We start from the raw sequence: 15,958 nt of genomic DNA, 5'->3' as shown, positions 1-15,958 counted from the left end.
AGAGGCTGTGTGAAATAGGAAGTGTACGACCTTTGGAGAGACCAATGGCTCACCGTGCACGTTGGACAATGTCACAAGTAACTGAGTTATTTAATAAACCGCTCATCGATCTGCTATTCGAAGCGCAGCAAATCCACCGCCAGCATTTTGACCCGCGTCAGGTGCAGGTCAGTACGTTGCTGTCGATCAAAACCGGCGCCTGCCCGGAAGACTGTAAATATTGCCCGCAAAGCGCACGCTACAAAACCGGCCTCGAAGCCGAGCGCCTGATGGAGGTTGAGCAGGTGCTGGAATCAGCGCGCCAGGCGAAAAACGCCGGCTCCACCCGCTTCTGCATGGGCGCGGCGTGGAAAAACCCCAATGACCGCGATATGCCCTATCTGGAACAGATGGTGAAAGGCGTCAAGGCGCTGGGGCTGGAGTCCTGTATGACGCTCGGTACGCTCACCGATAGCCAGGCGCAGCGCCTGGCCGAGGCGGGCCTCGATTACTACAACCATAACCTCGATACCTCGCCGGAATTTTACGGCAACATCATCACCACCCGCACCTACCAGGAGCGCCTGGATACGCTGGACAAAGTGCGTGGTGCCGGGATCAAAGTCTGCTCCGGCGGCATTGTCGGGCTGGGAGAGACCGTAAAAGATCGCGCCGGACTGCTGCTGCAACTGGCTAATCTGCCGACGCCGCCGGAGAGCGTGCCGATCAACATGTTGGTGAAGGTCAAGGGCACGCCGCTGGCGGATAACGACGACGTCGACGCTTTCGATTTCATCCGCACGATCGCCATCGCGCGCATCATGATGCCCACCTCTTACGTGCGTCTCTCCGCCGGCCGCGAGCAGATGAACGAGCAGACCCAGGCGATGTGCTTTATGGCCGGGGCGAACTCGATTTTCTACGGTTGCAAGCTACTGACCACGCCGAACCCGGAAGAGGACAAAGACCTGCAGCTGTTCCGCAAGCTGGGGATCAACCCGCAGCAGACGGCGGTGCTGGAAGGCGACAATGAGCAGCAGCAGCGCCTGGAGCAGGCCTTACTCACCCCGGACACTGAGGAATACTACAACGCGGCGGCGCTATGAGCTGGCAGCAACGAATCGATCGGGCGCTGGACGAGCGGCGGGCGGCGGAGGCGTTTCGCCGCCGCCTGCCGGTGACGCACGGCGCCGGGCGCTGGCTGGAGCGGGAAGGGGAGCGCTGGCTTAACTTCTCCAGCAATGACTATCTGGGCCTGAGTCAGCATCCGGCGATTATCGCCGCCTGGCAACAGGGGGCCACGCGCTACGGCGTCGGCGCCGGCGGCTCGGGCCACGTGAGTGGCTATAGCGAAGCCCACCGCGTGCTGGAAGAGGAACTTGCCGACTGGCTGGGCTTTCCGCGTGCGTTGCTGTTTATCTCCGGTTTCGCCGCGAATCAGGCGCTGATTGCCGCCCTGGCGGAAAAAGAGGATCGGATTATCGCCGACCGCCTGAGCCATGCCTCCCTGCTGGAGGCGGCGAGCCTCAGCCCGGCGCAGCTGCGCCGCTTTGCCCACAATGACCCGCAACAGCTCGCGCAACGGCTGGCGAAACCGCTGGACGGTCAGCAGCTAGTTGTGACGGAAGGGATCTTCAGTATGGATGGCGACAGCGCGCCGCTATCGGCCATTCACGCTGCAGCGCATACCGCCGGGGCGTTATTGCTGGTGGATGACGCCCACGGCATCGGCGTAATCGGTGACGAAGGGCGTGGAAGCTGCGCCGCGCAGGCGGTGCGTCCTGAGCTGCTGGTGGTTACTTTCGGCAAGGCGTTTGGGGTGAGCGGTGCGGCGGTACTGTGCAGTGAATCGATGGCCGATTATCTGCTGCAGTTTGCTCGTCACCTGATCTACAGCACCGCGATGCCACCCGCCCAGGCGGTGGCGCTGAGCGCTGCCCTGCGGGTCATTCGCAGCGATGAGGGCCAGCAGCGGCGGGAAACCTTAGCCGCCCGCATCCGTCAGTTCCGCGAGGGGATGGGCGAGACGTCGCTGGGGTTGACCGATTCCGTCAGCGCGATCCAGCCGCTGATCGTCGGAGATAACGCCCGGGCGCTGGCCCTGGCCTGCCGTCTGCGCGACGCGGGCTGCTGGGCAACGGCGATCCGTCCACCGACGGTGCCGGTCGGCAGCGCGCGTTTGCGCCTGACCCTGACCGCCGCCCATCATGCTGAAGACATTAACCGTTTACTGGAGACGCTGCATGGCCACGGTGAATAAGCAGGCGGTGGCCGCGGCGTTTGGTCGGGCGGCCAGCGGCTATTCGCAACATGATGAACTGCAGCGGCGCAGCGCCGATCTGCTGCTGCGCCAGCTGGCGCGCCGCGATTTTGCGCAGGTGCTGGATGCCGGCTGCGGCCCCGGTAGCATAAGCCGCTACTGGCGTGAGGCGGGCAGCGTGGTGACCGCGCTGGATCTCTCCGCCGGCATGCTGGCCCAGGCGCAGCGTAACGACGCCGCCCAGCATTACCTGCTGGGCGATATTGAGGCGTTGCCGCTGCCGGACGCCTGCGTCGATCTGGCGTGGAGCAATCTGGCGGTGCAGTGGTGCAACGATCTGCGCGCAGCCCTTGGCGAGCTGTACCGGGTGGTGCGCCCCGGCGGCAGGGTGGCGTTTAGCACGCTGCTCGCCGACTCGCTGCCGGAGCTCAATCAGGCGTGGCGGGCCATCGACGACCAGCCGCATGCCAACCGTTTCCTTAGCGAAGCGGCGGTGCGCGCGGCGCTTAGCGGCCTGCGCGCGACCGGCGAGGTGCATCAGATTAGCCTGCCGTTCGCCGATGCGCTGAGCGCTATGCGCTCGCTGAAGGGCATCGGCGCCACCCATTTGCACCAGGGGCGGACAGCCGCCCCGCTTGGCCGCGGCAAACTGCGCGAGCTGCAGCTGGCTTGGCCGCAGCGGCAGGGCATCTGCCCGCTGACGTATTCTCTTTTTACAGGAGTCATTGAGCGTGACTAAACATTTTTTTGTCACCGGGACCGATACTGAAGTCGGTAAAACCATCGCCAGCAGCGCCCTGCTGCAGGCGGCGAATCTGTTGGGTTTTCACACTGCCGGCTATAAGCCGGTGGCCTCCGGTAGCGAGCTTACCGGCGATGGGCTGCGTAATGAAGATGCGCTGGCCCTGCAGCGCCATAGCCGGGTCGCGCTGCGCTACGACCAGGTGAACCCTTACACCTTCGCCGAGCCGACCTCGCCGCACATTATCAGCGCCGATGAAGGGCGGCCGATCGCCGCGGCCAGGCTCTCCAGCGGGCTGCGTGAGCTGGAAAGTCTCGCCGACTGGGTGCTAGTGGAAGGTGCCGGTGGCTGGTTCACGCCGCTGTCGGACACCCTGACCTTTGCCGACTGGGTGCAAACCGAACAGCTGCCGGTCATTCTGGTGGTGGGGGTTAAGCTCGGCTGTATCAACCATGCGATGCTTACCGCCCAGGCGGTACGCCAGGCGGGGCTGCCGCTGGCAGGGTGGATCGCCAATGACGTGCAGCCGCCGGGTAAGCGCCACGCCGAATATCTGGCGACGCTGAAAAACCGACTGGCCGCGCCGTTCCTCGGCGAAATACCATGGCTTGCCGATATCGCGCAGCGCGACGATCTCGGCCAGTATCTGGACCTCAGGGCGCTGGATCCAGCGTCATCCACTGCGCCAGCAGCGGCTCATCCAGCGCCATAATATCGCCTTCGGCGACGTTACGCCCCCGGTGCAAGACACAGAAGCGATCCGCCACCCGGCGGATAAAGGGCAGGTGCTGCTCGGCGAGCAGCACCGTCAGGCCGATATCGCGATTTAACCGCAGCAGCAGGTCCGCCAGCTTTTGCAGGCAGCGCGGCCCTCTGCCGCGCGAGGGTTCATCAAGGATCAGCAACCGCGGCTGGACGATCAGCGCCCTGGCCAGCGCCAACTGGAACTGATCGTCGTCGCTCAGCGAGGCGCCTTTGCGCTGGCGTAGGGCATAGAGCTCGGGAAAGTACTCATAGATTTCGCCGCCGCTGGCGTTTACCCCGGGGTTCCCGGCCGCGAGGGCAATGTGCAGATTCTCTTCCACGCTGAGCTGGGAAAAGATGCGTTTATCCTGTGGCACATAGCCGATACCGATGGCGCTGCGCGACTGAGCGGACAGGGGAGTGAGATCCCGCGGCGGGGCGCCAATGTCATGCCAGGTCATCCGACCGCTGGTGACCGGCAGGTGGCCGGCAATGCAGTTAACCAGTGTGGTTTTTCCCATGCCTTCGCGTCCCAGTACGCCAATGCACTCTCCCGGGCGTAGTTCAAGATCGACATTCCACAGTGAGTGCTGGTTACCGTAAAAATGATTTACTGCCTGTAAATTCAACATGGACGTTTTCTCCTTATCCTGGCGTCAGGGCGACAGAAAGATGCTGCAAAACTCTTGCCAGGAAAAAGAACGCTCGGAAAAAAGCGCGGAACGCCGATACCATCGGGCACCGTCAGCGCCAGGGCTGCACTTTTCCGGTGCCCGACGCTAAAGAGTGGTGCAAAAAGCAGCAAAAATCGAGCGGCTTTAAACGGATAGTTATCAAAAATAGTTCGATAAAAATTTTTCGCCGCACGGTTTACGGCGAAAGACGATAAGCGCCGGGCGGCGGCGGTCTTGGGCTGCAGACAGTTATCCACTATTCCTGTGGATAACCTTGTGTATTAGAGTTAGAAAACCTGCGGTAAGCTAGAGCGTACGCGGCCTGCGGCTGAATTGGCGCGAAAGACGTCTTTTCTTTAAATTTATTAAATATCAGTTAGTTAAATAAAATCAATGGGTGTAAGAAAAGCGTCATCTACTGCCATAAAACTTTCACCCGTCCGCTTGACAAATGTTAAAAGGGTAAAATTTCTGGGGATAACCCTGACAGTTGGACGATTATTTCGCCCGGCGGGCGTTTTGTACCCCACTTGCTGGCTAAAAAGGCCGCCTTCTGGCGCTATCATAAATGCGTACTGGTTAAATATCCAGTATATTTGGTTGGCAAAAAACGGCCCGAAGGGTAGAATTAAACACCGGCCGCTAAATCTTTCTTCAGGTTCTGATCGATGAGTAAATCGTTTGTACTGCATTCTGCCTTTCGTCCCTCCGGAGACCAACCGGAAGCCATCCGTCGCCTGGAAGAGGGGCTGGAGGATGGACTTGCGCATCAGACGCTGCTGGGGGTCACCGGTTCAGGGAAAACCTTCACCATCGCCAACGTCATTGCCGATCTGCAGCGGCCGACGATGGTGCTGGCGCCAAACAAAACCCTGGCGGCCCAGCTCTACGGCGAGATGAAAGAGTTTTTCCCCGAGAATGCCGTCGAGTATTTCGTCTCCTATTACGATTACTACCAGCCGGAAGCCTACGTCCCCAGCTCAGATACTTTTATTGAGAAGGACGCCTCGGTAAACGAACATATCGAGCAGATGCGTTTGTCGGCGACCAAAGCGCTGCTTGAGCGGCGCGATGTGGTGGTGGTGGCCTCGGTCTCGGCGATCTACGGCCTCGGCGACCCGGACCTGTATCTAAAGATGATGCTGCACCTGACGGTGGGGATGCTTATCGACCAGCGCGCTATCCTGCGCCGCCTGGCCGAGCTGCAGTATACCCGCAACGATCAGGCCTTCCAGCGCGGCACCTTCCGGGTGCGCGGTGAGGTGATCGACGTCTTCCCGGCGGAATCCGACGATATCGCCCTGCGCATTGAGCTGTTTGACGAAGAGGTCGAGCGCCTGTCGCTGTTTGATCCGCTTACCGGCCACGTGGAATCCACGGTGCCGCGCTACACTATTTATCCCAAGACGCACTACGTGACGCCGCGGGAGCGCATCGTCCAGGCGATGGAAGAGATCAAGCTGGAGCTGGCGGAGCGGCGCAAGGTGCTGCTGGCAAATAACAAGCTGCTGGAAGAGCAGCGCTTAACCCAGCGCACCCAGTTTGACCTCGAAATGATGAACGAGCTGGGCTACTGCTCGGGTATTGAAAACTACTCGCGCTACCTCTCCGGGCGCGGGCCTGGCGAGCCGCCGCCCACCCTGTTTGACTATCTTCCGGCGGACGGCCTGCTGGTGATCGACGAATCCCACGTCACGGTGCCGCAGATCGGCGGCATGTACCGCGGCGACCGGGCGCGTAAAGAGACGCTGGTGGAGTACGGCTTCCGCCTGCCGTCGGCGCTGGATAACCGGCCGATGAAGTTTGAAGAATTCGAAGCGCTGGCGCCGCAAACCATCTACGTGTCGGCGACACCCGGCGCCTACGAGCTGGATAAATCCGGCGGCGAGGTAGTGGATCAGGTGGTGCGGCCGACCGGTCTGCTTGACCCGCTGATCGAAGTGCGGCCGGTGGCGACCCAGGTCGACGATCTGCTGTCGGAGATCCGCCTGCGCACGGCCATCAACGAGCGTGTGCTGGTCACTACTCTTACCAAGCGGATGGCGGAAGACTTAACCGAGTACCTTGAGGAGCACGGCGAGCGCGTGCGCTATCTGCACTCGGATATCGACACCGTCGAACGTATGGAGATTATCCGCGACCTGCGCCTTGGCGAGTTTGACGTGCTGGTGGGGATCAACCTGCTGCGTGAGGGGCTCGATATGCCGGAGGTATCGCTGGTGGCGATCCTGGATGCGGACAAAGAGGGCTTCCTGCGCTCCGAGCGCTCGCTGATCCAGACCATCGGCCGTGCGGCGCGCAACGTCAACGGCAAAGCCATCCTCTACGGCGATAAGATCACCCCCTCGATGGCTAAAGCCATTGGTGAAACGGAACGGCGGCGGGAGAAACAGCAGCGCTATAACGAAGAGCACGGCATCGTGCCACAGGGGCTCAACAAGAAAGTTGTGGATATCCTGCAGCTGGGTCAGAGCCTGGCGAAAACCAAAGCCAAAGGGCGCGGTAAAGCGAAGACCGCCGAGCCTGCCGGGCTTAGCGGAGTGGATATGACGCCAAAAGCGCTGCAGCAGAAAATCCATGAACTGGAAGGGCAGATGATGCAGCACGCTCAGAACCTTGAGTTTGAAGAGGCGGCGCAAATTCGCGACCAGTTGCATCAGCTGCGCGAGCTGTTTATCGCTGCCTCCTGAATCTGGGCCTATATTGGTGGCGTGGAGGTGCGGGGTAGAGTAAAGGCGCGCGCTTCTCTTATCGTCCCCTTTGTCAGATGACACACATCTGAGAAGAAAAAAGGCCGCGTTGCGGCCTTCTTAATGTTCGCTTAATCTCGCCAGGCGACACTATCCTCAACCTGATGAGGATAGTGTCCATGCAAAAAATTAACTTCCGTGAATATCTGGCGGTTGCTACCGCCCTGGTCATTCTTGTTGCCTTTTTCCATCAGTGGGTGCTGACGTTCTGACCCGCGCGCCGCGGGAATAATACCCACGCGCGGACCCCTGGCCCCGGCTGGCGGTTATGCAAAAAGAACTGGGCGTCATGCAGCTGAGCGATGCGCGTGACGATGCTCAGTCCGAGGCCTATGCCGCCGTAGCGACTGTCCATACGCACAAAGGCTTTACTGAGTTCACCGCTCTTCGCCTCATCGATCCCCGGCCCTTCATCTTCCACTGCCATCACCGGCATCAGGCCCGCTTTCACCGACACACGGATCGTCGACCCTTCCGGGCTGTAGCGGTGAGCATTCTCCACCAGATTGCGCAGGATCACGCGGATTAACGTTGCGTCGCCCGACACAACGGCCTCGTTTTCGGTATCCGTCAGCAGCAGCCGCTGCTGACGCTGCGCCAGCATGGTTTCCAGTTCTTCCTGCAACGGTTTCACCACGTCATCCAGCAATAACACCTGCTGATAGCTGCCGGCGGAGAAGGACTGGCCAACGCGCGCCAGCTGCAGCAGCTGGGAAATGCTGTTGGTCATCTGATCGAGACGCTGGATCAGCGGGTCGACGCCGACGCCATGCACTTTCGCCAGCAGCTCAAGGTGCAGCCGCAGCCCGGCCAGCGGGGTGCGTAGCTCATGCGCCACGTCGGCGGTAAACAGCCGCTCGCGGTCGAGGGTCAGATTGAGGCGGGAAACCAGCTGATTCAGGGCGGTGGTCACTGCCGTGACCTCGGGCACCGATTCGCTGAGTACGATAGGGGTGAGATTGTCCGGCGTGCGGTTCTCCAGTTCGCTTTGCAGTCGTGAAAGCGGGCGGGTGATCTTGCGCACCGCCAGCATGCTGATATACAGCGCCAGGCCGACGATCAGCAGGCTAGGCACCAGCAGGCTGGCGACCGCTTCCCGAACCTCATGCTCCACATGTTTCTGGTTGTTGTGTCCTTCGATGGCGCTGGCCACCAGCAGCTGGATCTGCTCTTTGCTCTCATGCCATAGCCAGAAGACGCTGATTAGCTGGCAGACTACCAGAATGGCGCCGATGGTCAGCAGCAGCCGGTGGCGCATGGTCCAGGTTTCGGTTGCAAACAGGGCCATGGTCTATTCCGTGTCGATGTTGTTAGCCAGCATATAGCCAAAGCCCCGGACGGTGCGGATCCGCGATTTGCCAATCTTATCGCGCAGGTTGTGAATATGCACTTCCAGGGTATTGGTCGCCGGCTCGTTGTCCCAGCTGTAGATATCGTTGTACAGGATCTCACGATGTACCGGGCTACCGGCTTTCATCATCAGCCGTGACAGCAGGGCATACTCTTTCGGCGTCAATTCCAGCGCGGTCTCACCCAGCCACACCAGGCGGCGAGTGACGTTGAGGCGCAGATTGCCGACGCTGATTTCGTTATCGCCCTGGTTGTTATGCCGACGGAGCAGGGCGCGAATGCGCGCATTGAGCTCCTCCAGGGCAAAGGGTTTCACCAGGTAGTCATCCGCGCCAGTATCGAGACCGCTAATGCGATCCTCAAGCGTATCGCGGGCGGTGAGGATCAGCACCGGCTGGGTCATTTTCTCCCGTCGCATACGGGTGAGAAAATGCAGGCCGTCTTCATCCGGCAGGCCGAGATCCAGCACGATCAGGCTGTAGTGATTGCTGGCCAGCGATAGCGCCGCTTCGTGCGCCGTGGAGACGCCGTCGCACACGTATCCTTCACTTTGCATCGCCAGAATCAACCCCTGCAACAGCAGCGCATCGTCTTCAATGACTAAGATTTTCATCAACCAGCCTCTCTACATGGCGTTAAAATATCATCTGCCGCCTGGTACTCGTGGGTGCTGACGCCGAGCAGGCCGAGCAGGGTGGAGAACAGATTATCTTGTGAATAATCCTTCGACTTAGCCTGTTGTTGCAAACACTGGCTGGAAACACCGTAACGTTGCTGGTAATCCGGCGACAGCCACAGCAGCATGGGCACGTGTTTTTGCGTATCCGGCGCAATGGAGTACGGCAGACCATGCAAATAAACGCCATTTTCGCCCAGCGATTCGCCGTGGTCGGACAAATAAACCAGGCTAGTGGTAAATTTGTCTTGTTTAGATTGCAATAGTTTTATCGCTTTATCAACGACATAGTCGACATACAGAATGGTGTTGTCGTAGGTATTGGTCAACTGTTGTTGCGTACAACTTTGGATTTCATTGGTATCGCAGGTCGGGGTGAATTTTTTAAATTCAGCCGGATAGCGGTTGTAATAGGTCGGGCCGTGGCTGCCGATGGTATGCAGTACGATAATGCCATCCTGTTTCAGGTTGTCGATGTAGCTGTCGAGATTATGGAACAGGACGTCATCGTAGCACTCGCCGTCGATGCACTGACCGCTGAGGTTCAGATCGGTGACGTTTTGGTGCGGTACGCGGTCACAGGCGCCTTTACAGCCACCGTCATTGTCGTTCCACAGCACCTGAACACCCGCGCGCTGCAGAATATCCAGGACGCCTTCCTGATGGTGGGCCAGTTCTTCATCGTAATGTGCGCGCGGCATATTAGAGAACATGCAGGGAACGGAAACCGCCGTTGCTGTGCCGCAGGAGGTGGTTTTCGGGAAGTACACCACGTCGTCCTGTTGCAGGCGCGGGTTAGTCTCCCGATCGTAGCCGCCCAGTGAGAAGTTGTCTGCCCGCGAGGTTTCGCCCAGCACGACAATTGTCAGATTCTTGCGCGGACCGTTATGCATCACCGCTTTCTGCGTGGCATCTTCGCCAATCTTCACCAGCGGCAGGTTGTCCATGCGGTGGTGAGCATACCAGGAGTTTACTGCCACAATGCTGTTGGAGGGGCTCAGGGATTTCACCAGCTCCTTGTTGTTACGGAACAGCGAGGCGTAGTCTTTATAAAACAGAGCGGCAATCAGGACGATCAGCAGCGCAGAGGCCACGATATTGACCAGACGCCAGGCCACGCCGCGCCACAGTGTGGCCGGTTTCCGGATTTTCACCCACCAGGCAATCAGTACTGCTAATACCCCGGAGAGTCCGAGGACGGCAATCATTTCGCCGGAGAGCAGAGCAAAGCTTTCCGCCGGCGTGGTGTCGAGGATATTGGTGATCATGCTGCGGTCGATCACCACGCCGAAGTTCCAGATGAAGTATTGCGCCGACGCGCTGAGCAGAATAAACAGGCTAATCACCAGCCGGTCCAGCTTCAGGAACGAAGCGAGGGTGGTGATGATATTCATCACGCTAATGGCCACGATCGGCATACTGAGGAATACCAGCCAGTTATGCAGGCTGTTGACCGGTAGCAACGGGAAAACCTGGCGATAAAATGCCAGGTTGAGAAAGATACCAATATAGCAAGCAAAGAGAATCAGATAAGTCGTGCGGCTGAAGACTGGCCGACGCAGAGGCAATAACGACATAATACCTACCCACAGTAAGAGATAAGTATAGAGTGCCAGCCCTATTTTAAGACAACCTTAAGATTTTAAGGTGCACCGAAGGTTGTTCCTCCGGCGCGCGGGATTAGCCCGGCAGCTGGATCGTTTTTTCCAGCGCCCCGCGGAGCAGCGCCCGGTCATGGCGATAGGGCACGTCGCTGGCCTCCAGCGGCGTCTGGATCACCAGCCGATCGTCGATGCCGTGGATATCGGCTTTTGGGCCAGCGATCACCGCATCCACCACCCGCTTGCCTACGTAGCGCTCCATAATCGCAATGCGCTCCGCCAGCGACAGTCGGGCAGCCGGGCTATGCTCTTTGCCGAGGTTATCGATAAACACCATCGGCGCCGGCGTGCGGCGCAACGCCTGGGCCATCTCGTCGAGCAACAGGATTGGCAGCAGGCTGGTGTAGAAACTGCCCGGCCCAATGAGGATCAGATCGGCTTCGGCGATAGCCTCCACCGCTTCGCGGGTGGCCGGTACCGGCGGGGTGAGCATTAGCTCCTGCGGTATGTTATCAAGCTGATCGATATTCACTTCGCCATAAACTTCATGGCCTTCATGATCGAGCGCCATCAAATCCACCGGTTGTTCCGACATCGGGATCAGAAAAGCGTCGACTTTCAGCAGGTTTCTGATCAAATTGATGGCTTCTAAAGGCCGCACGCTCAGGTGATCGAGGGCCTTTAACATCAGATTTCCGAGGTTATGTCCGGAAAGTTCACCATTACCGCTAAAACGGTACTCAAACATCGCCGACGCCACGCTCGGCTCGGCGATTAACTGATTGATGCAGTTGCGCATATCGCCCCAGGCAATGCCGCCTTCTGAGCGGCGGATCCGTCCGGTGGATCCTCCGTTGTCAGTGGTGGTGACAATGCCGGTCAGCCGCGAGCCGAGCGAGGAAAGGGAGGACATCACCCGGCCCAGGCCATGCCCGCCGCCAAGTGCGACCACCCGATCAAGGTCAGCGAATGTACGATTGCGCATAGAAATTCCTTATTTCATATAAACGGCCACACACTACCCGATCTACCCCTAAAAGACGATGGGAGGAGCCCGACAAACTGACCGATATCAAGGCAAAAAAATGATTTATGGCTATTCTGTAGCGAAAATGCACGAAGTTAGCGATATATACAAGCTTATATAGCGAAAACGCAAATGGCGAAACCGCGCATAACGCGCTACTATCGGCATAACCTGTTAACACTCTAGCCTCTTCGCCTGTGTCAAAAGATATGGCGGTTTGGCCGCGACGCCTCCGGTTGTCGCCAGGGCGTGGGAAGAAATGACCGCGTCTCCCGTATTTGGAAAGGTGTATATGGCCTCACAGCTTACCGATGCATTCGCGCGTAAGTTTTATTACCTGCGTCTGTCGATTACCGATGTGTGCAACTTCCGTTGCACCTACTGCTTGCCGAACGGTTACAAGCCCGGCGCCGTCAACAACAATGGCTTTCTCAGCGTAGACGAAGTACGCCGGGTCACGCGCGCTTTCTCCGCGCTGGGCACCGAAAAAGTTCGCCTTACCGGTGGGGAACCCTCCCTGCGCCGCGACTTCACTGAGATCATTGCCGCCGTGCGTGAAAACCCGGCAATCCGTCAGATTGCGGTCACCACCAACGGTTACCGCCTGGCGCGCGATGTGGCGCGCTGGCGCGATGCTGGCCTGACGGCGATCAACGTCAGCGTAGATAGCCTCGACGCCCGTCAGTTCCACGCCATCACCGGCCAGGATAAATTTCACCAGGTGATGGACGGGATTGACGCCGCTTTTGCCGCCGGCTTTGACAAGGTGAAGGTCAACACCGTGCTGATGCGCGATGTTAACCATCACCAGCTCGATACCTTTCTCGCGTGGATCCAACACCGGCGTATTCAGCTGCGTTTTATTGAGCTGATGGAGACCGGCGAGGGCAGCGACCTGTTCCGCCGTCATCATCTCTCCGGCATGGTGCTGCGCGACGAACTGCTGCGTCGCGGCTGGATCCATCAGATCCGCCAGCGCAGCGATGGCCCGGCGCAGGTCTTTTGTCACCCGGACTACGCCGGCGAAATCGGCCTCATCATGCCGTATGAAAAAGACTTCTGCGCGACCTGCAACCGGCTGCGCGTCTCGTCCGTTGGCAAACTGCACCTGTGCCTGTTTGGCGAAGGCGGTGTCGACCTGCGCGATCTGATGGCTGAGGACCAGCAGCAGGCCGCGCTGGAGGCGCGGATCGCCGAAGCCTTGACCCATAAAAAGCAGACCCATTTCCTGCATCAGGGCAACACCGGTATTACGCAGAACCTGTCGTATATTGGCGGTTAATCGTTTTCGAAAGGAGCATTCAGATGAGCCAGGCTAGCGCTGAGTTTATCCCGACCCGTATTGCTATTCTTACCGTTTCCAGCCGCCGCGGCGAAGAGGATGATACCTCCGGCCACTGGCTGCGCGAGGCGGCGCAGGAGGCGGGGCACCATGTCGTCGATAAGGCGATCGTCAAAGAGAACCGCTACGCGATTCGCGCCCAGGTGTCGGCGTGGATCGCCAGCGATGATGTGCAGGTGGTGCTGATCACCGGCGGCACCGGTTTTACCGACGGCGATCAGGCGCCGGAAGCGCTGCTGCCGTTGTTTGACCGCGAGGTTGAAGGGTTTGGCGAAGTGTTTCGCATGCTGTCGTTCGAAGAGATCGGCACCTCGACGCTGCAGTCCCGGGCCGTGGCCGGTGTCGCCAATCGCACGCTGATTTTCGCCATGCCGGGCTCGACCAAAGCCTGCCGCACAGCGTGGGACAACATCATTGCTCCGCAGCTGGATGCCCGCACTCGTCCGTGTAACTTTATTCCTCACCTGAAGAAATAATCTATGTCACAACTGACCCATATTAACGCCGCGGGCGAAGCCCATATGGTGGATGTCTCCGGCAAAGCGGAAACGGTGCGCGAAGCGCGCGCCGAGGCTTATGTCGAAATGCAGGCGACGACCCTGGAGATGATTATCGACGGCAGCCACCATAAAGGCGACGTGTTTGCCACTGCGCGTATCGCCGGGATCCAGGCGGCCAAACGCACCTGGGAGCTGATCCCGCTGTGTCATCCGCTGATGCTGAGCAAAGTGGAAGTTAATTTGCAGGCGCAGCCGGAACATAACCGGGTGCGCATTGAATCGCTCTGCCGGCTCACCGGGAAAACCGGCGTCGAAATGGAAGCATTGACCGCCGCCTCGGTTGCCGCGCTGACCATTTACGATATGTGCAAAGCGGTACAGAAAGATATGGTGATTGGCCCGGTGCGCCTGCTGGCGAAAAGCGGCGGCAAGTCCGGCGATTTTAAGGCGGGTGAACGCCATGATTAAGGTTCTGTTTTTTGCCCAGGTGCGCGAGCTGGTGGGTACCGATGCGCTAACCCTCGATGCCAGCGACCTGGCGACCGTTGAGGCGGTGCGTCAGCAGCTTGCCGCTCGCGGCGACCGCTGGGCGCTGGCCCTGGAGGAGGGCAAGCTGCTGGCGGCAGTCAACCAGACGCTGACCGCGTTTGACCATCCTGTCGTCAACGGTGACGAAGTGGCGTTCTTTCCACCGGTAACGGGGGGCTGACATGACGCAAACCCGTATCGTGGTCAGCCCGGCGCGCTTTAGCGTCGGCGAGGAATATCCCTGGCTGGCCGAACGCGATGAAGACGGCGCGGTGGTCACCTTCACCGGTAAAGTACGCAATCACAACCTCGGCGACAGCGTGAAAGCCTTAACCCTCGAACAATATCCGGGGATGACCGAGAAATCACTGGCGGAAATTGTCGACCTGGCGCGCGAGCGCTGGCCGTTGGGCCGGGTGACGGTTATCCACCGCATCGGCGAAATGTGGCCGGGGGAAGAAATTGTGTTTGTCGGCGTCACCAGCGCCCACCGCGGCAGCGCCTTCGCCGCCGGCGAGTTTATTATGGATTACCTGAAAACCCGCGCGCCATTCTGGAAGCGCGAGGCGACGCCGGAAGGCGAACGCTGGGTCGATGCCCGCGATAGCGATCGTCAGGCGGCAGAGCGCTGGTAGTGTGATACGCTTACAGGGTGAAACTTTGTTAATCAGGAGAGAGTCATGGACAGATATCCGCGTTCCGATTCAATAGTGCAGGGCCGTACCGGCCTGCAGACTTACATGGCGCAAGTCTACGGCTGGATGACGGTCGGCCTGCTGCTGACGGCGTTTATCGCGTGGTTCGCAGCGAATACTCCGGCGGTGATGATGTTCGTTTTTTCGAGCAAAATCACTTTCTTCGGGCTGATTATTGCCCAGCTGGCGCTGGTGTTTGTGCTGTCGGGAATGGTGCAGCGGCTGAGCGCCGGGATGGCCACCACGCTGTTTATGCTCTATTCGGCGCTGACCGGACTGACGCTGTCGAGCATTTTTATCGCCTATACCTACTCATCGATCGCCAGCACCTTTGTGGTCACCGGCGGGATGTTCGGGGCGATGAGCCTGTATGGTTACACCACGAAGCGCGATCTGAGCGGCTTCGGCAGCATGCTGTTTATGGGGCTGATTGGCATCGTGCTGGCGTCGCTGGTCAACCTGTGGCTGAAGAGCGAGGCGCTGATGTGGGCTGTGACCTATATTGGGGTGGTGCTGTTTGTCGGCCTGACGGCGTATGACACCCAGAAGCTGAAAAACATCGGCGAGCAGATTGATACCCGCGACAGCGCCAATCTGCGTAAATACTCGATCCTCGGCGCCTTAACGCTGTATCTGGACTTCATCAACCTGTTCCTGATGCTGCTGCGTATTATGGGCAACCGCCGCTAACCTCTTTTTATCACAGTGTTACATTTCCTTACGCCCGGCAAGCGCAGCGCCGCCGGGCGATGGCGTCAGGCACAGTACCCGTGATGTTGCCGGGTGGCGGCTGCGCCTTACCCGGCCTACAGGATCTAACCTCTTTTTATCACAGTGTTACATTTCCTTACGCCCGGCAAGCGCAGCGCCGCCGGGCAAGATAGCAGGCACGGTACCCGTGATGTTGCCGGGTAACGGCTGCGCCTTACCCGGCCTACAGGATCCTCTCACAGGCTCACACCCCGCAGGCTCGTGCAAGCGCAGCGCCGCCGGGCGAGATATCAGGCACGGTACCCGTGGTATTGCCGGGTGGCGGCTGCGCCTTACCCGGCCTACAGGATCCTCTCACAGGCTCACACCCCGTAGGCCC

16 protein-coding genes, 1 pseudogene and 1 riboswitch are annotated in these 15,958 nt (G+C 59.3%); of the genes and pseudogenes, 11 read left to right on the top strand and 6 right to left on the bottom strand.

Annotated features, from left to right (window positions below; all coding sequences use genetic code 11):
- The first annotated feature begins 44 nt into the window (after positions 1-44).
- From bioB to bioD, 4 genes are read left to right on the top strand one after another with little or no spacing between them, the layout of a single operon-like run.
- Positions 45-1,085: a biotin synthase BioB gene (gene bioB / locus LGL98_RS17290; protein WP_136029636.1), complete on the top strand. Its 1,041-nt coding sequence runs from the start codon at positions 45-47 to the stop codon at positions 1,083-1,085.
- Positions 1,082-2,239, top strand: a complete 1,158-nt coding sequence (bioF, locus tag LGL98_RS17285) for an 8-amino-7-oxononanoate synthase (RefSeq protein ID WP_136029634.1) — start codon at positions 1,082-1,084, stop codon at positions 2,237-2,239. The genes bioB and bioF overlap by 4 nt, the downstream gene beginning before the upstream one ends.
- The gene (bioC, locus tag LGL98_RS17280; protein ID WP_136029632.1) at positions 2,223-2,978 is read left to right on the top strand and encodes a malonyl-ACP O-methyltransferase BioC; all 756 of its coding nucleotides are present in this window, start codon (positions 2,223-2,225) and stop codon (positions 2,976-2,978) included. Before bioF ends, bioC begins: the two co-directional genes overlap by 17 nt.
- Positions 2,971-3,693 (top strand): dethiobiotin synthase, encoded by a 723-nt coding sequence (gene bioD / locus LGL98_RS17275; RefSeq protein ID WP_136029630.1) that lies wholly within the window; start codon positions 2,971-2,973, stop codon positions 3,691-3,693. Before bioC ends, bioD begins: the two co-directional genes overlap by 8 nt.
- Here the strand turns inward: bioD and LGL98_RS17270 are convergent.
- Together LGL98_RS17270 and LGL98_RS17265 are read right to left on the bottom strand one after the other, a co-directional pair.
- The gene (locus LGL98_RS17270; RefSeq protein WP_136029628.1) at positions 3,635-4,357 is read right to left on the bottom strand and encodes an ABC transporter ATP-binding protein; all 723 of its coding nucleotides are present in this window, start codon (positions 4,355-4,357) and stop codon (positions 3,635-3,637) included. The two genes, bioD and LGL98_RS17270, sit on opposite strands and share 59 nt — an antisense overlap.
- A gap of 89 nt (positions 4,358-4,446) precedes the next feature.
- A pseudogene (locus LGL98_RS17265) lies at positions 4,447-4,656 on the bottom strand (hypothetical protein); the annotation flags it as partial.
- 411 nt (positions 4,657-5,067) lie between these two features.
- Here LGL98_RS17265 and uvrB point away from each other — a divergent pair.
- Positions 5,068-7,089: an excinuclease ABC subunit UvrB gene (gene uvrB, locus LGL98_RS17260; RefSeq protein WP_136029624.1), complete on the top strand. Its 2,022-nt coding sequence runs from the start codon at positions 5,068-5,070 to the stop codon at positions 7,087-7,089.
- Between the two features lie 250 nt (positions 7,090-7,339).
- Here uvrB and pmrB read toward each other — a convergent pair whose 3' ends face one another.
- From pmrB to yvcK, 4 genes are all read right to left on the bottom strand, one after another.
- A complete protein-coding gene (pmrB, locus tag LGL98_RS17255; protein WP_136029621.1) occupies positions 7,340-8,437 on the bottom strand; it encodes a two-component system sensor histidine kinase PmrB in 1,098 nt (365 codons plus the stop codon).
- Positions 8,438-8,440: 3 nt separating this feature from the next.
- Entirely contained in the window at positions 8,441-9,112 is a 672-nt protein-coding gene (gene pmrA / locus LGL98_RS17250; protein WP_136029619.1) for a two-component system response regulator PmrA, read from the bottom strand.
- Complete coding sequence (eptA, locus tag LGL98_RS17245; RefSeq protein ID WP_136029617.1) at positions 9,112-10,752, bottom strand: phosphoethanolamine transferase EptA; 1,641 nt, start codon at positions 10,750-10,752, stop codon at positions 9,112-9,114. Before eptA ends, pmrA begins: the two co-directional genes overlap by 1 nt.
- Positions 10,753-10,855: 103 nt before the next feature.
- Positions 10,856-11,761 (bottom strand): uridine diphosphate-N-acetylglucosamine-binding protein YvcK, encoded by a 906-nt coding sequence (yvcK, locus tag LGL98_RS17240; RefSeq protein WP_136029615.1) that lies wholly within the window; start codon positions 11,759-11,761, stop codon positions 10,856-10,858.
- A 208-nt stretch (positions 11,762-11,969) separates the two neighbouring features.
- A riboswitch (molybdenum cofactor riboswitch) is annotated at positions 11,970-12,108 on the top strand.
- Here yvcK and moaA point away from each other — a divergent pair.
- The 6 genes from moaA to LGL98_RS17210 all read left to right on the top strand — a co-directional run bounded on the left by moaA (position 12,096) and on the right by LGL98_RS17210 (position 15,558).
- Positions 12,096-13,085: a GTP 3',8-cyclase MoaA gene (gene moaA / locus LGL98_RS17235; RefSeq protein ID WP_136029611.1), complete on the top strand. Its 990-nt coding sequence runs from the start codon at positions 12,096-12,098 to the stop codon at positions 13,083-13,085. Its footprint overlaps the riboswitch before it by 13 nt.
- Positions 13,086-13,108: 23 nt before the next feature.
- On the top strand, positions 13,109-13,621 hold the full coding sequence (gene moaB, locus LGL98_RS17230; protein WP_136029609.1) for a molybdenum cofactor biosynthesis protein B: 513 nt from the start codon (positions 13,109-13,111) through the stop codon (positions 13,619-13,621).
- Positions 13,622-13,624: 3 nt separating this feature from the next.
- Entirely contained in the window at positions 13,625-14,113 is a 489-nt protein-coding gene (moaC, locus tag LGL98_RS17225) for a cyclic pyranopterin monophosphate synthase MoaC (protein WP_136029607.1), read from the top strand.
- Positions 14,106-14,354 carry a molybdopterin synthase sulfur carrier subunit gene (gene moaD / locus LGL98_RS17220; RefSeq protein ID WP_136029605.1) on the top strand — a complete coding sequence of 83 codons (249 nt, stop codon included), beginning with the start codon at positions 14,106-14,108 and terminating at the stop codon, positions 14,352-14,354. The genes moaC and moaD overlap by 8 nt, the downstream gene beginning before the upstream one ends.
- Before the next feature lies 1 nt (position 14,355).
- A complete protein-coding gene (moaE, locus tag LGL98_RS17215) occupies positions 14,356-14,808 on the top strand; it encodes a molybdopterin synthase catalytic subunit MoaE (RefSeq protein WP_136029603.1) in 453 nt (150 codons plus the stop codon).
- Between the two features lie 45 nt (positions 14,809-14,853).
- Positions 14,854-15,558 carry a Bax inhibitor-1/YccA family protein gene (locus LGL98_RS17210; RefSeq protein WP_136029601.1) on the top strand — a complete coding sequence of 235 codons (705 nt, stop codon included), beginning with the start codon at positions 14,854-14,856 and terminating at the stop codon, positions 15,556-15,558.
- The last annotated feature ends 400 nt before the right edge of the window (positions 15,559-15,958 follow it).

This window comes from Klebsiella africana, assembly GCF_020526085.1.
Taxonomy (GTDB): Bacteria; Pseudomonadota; Gammaproteobacteria; order Enterobacterales; family Enterobacteriaceae; genus Klebsiella; species Klebsiella africana.
Note: the sequence above shows the minus strand (reverse complement) of the source record. Positions and strands in the feature narration are given on the sequence as shown.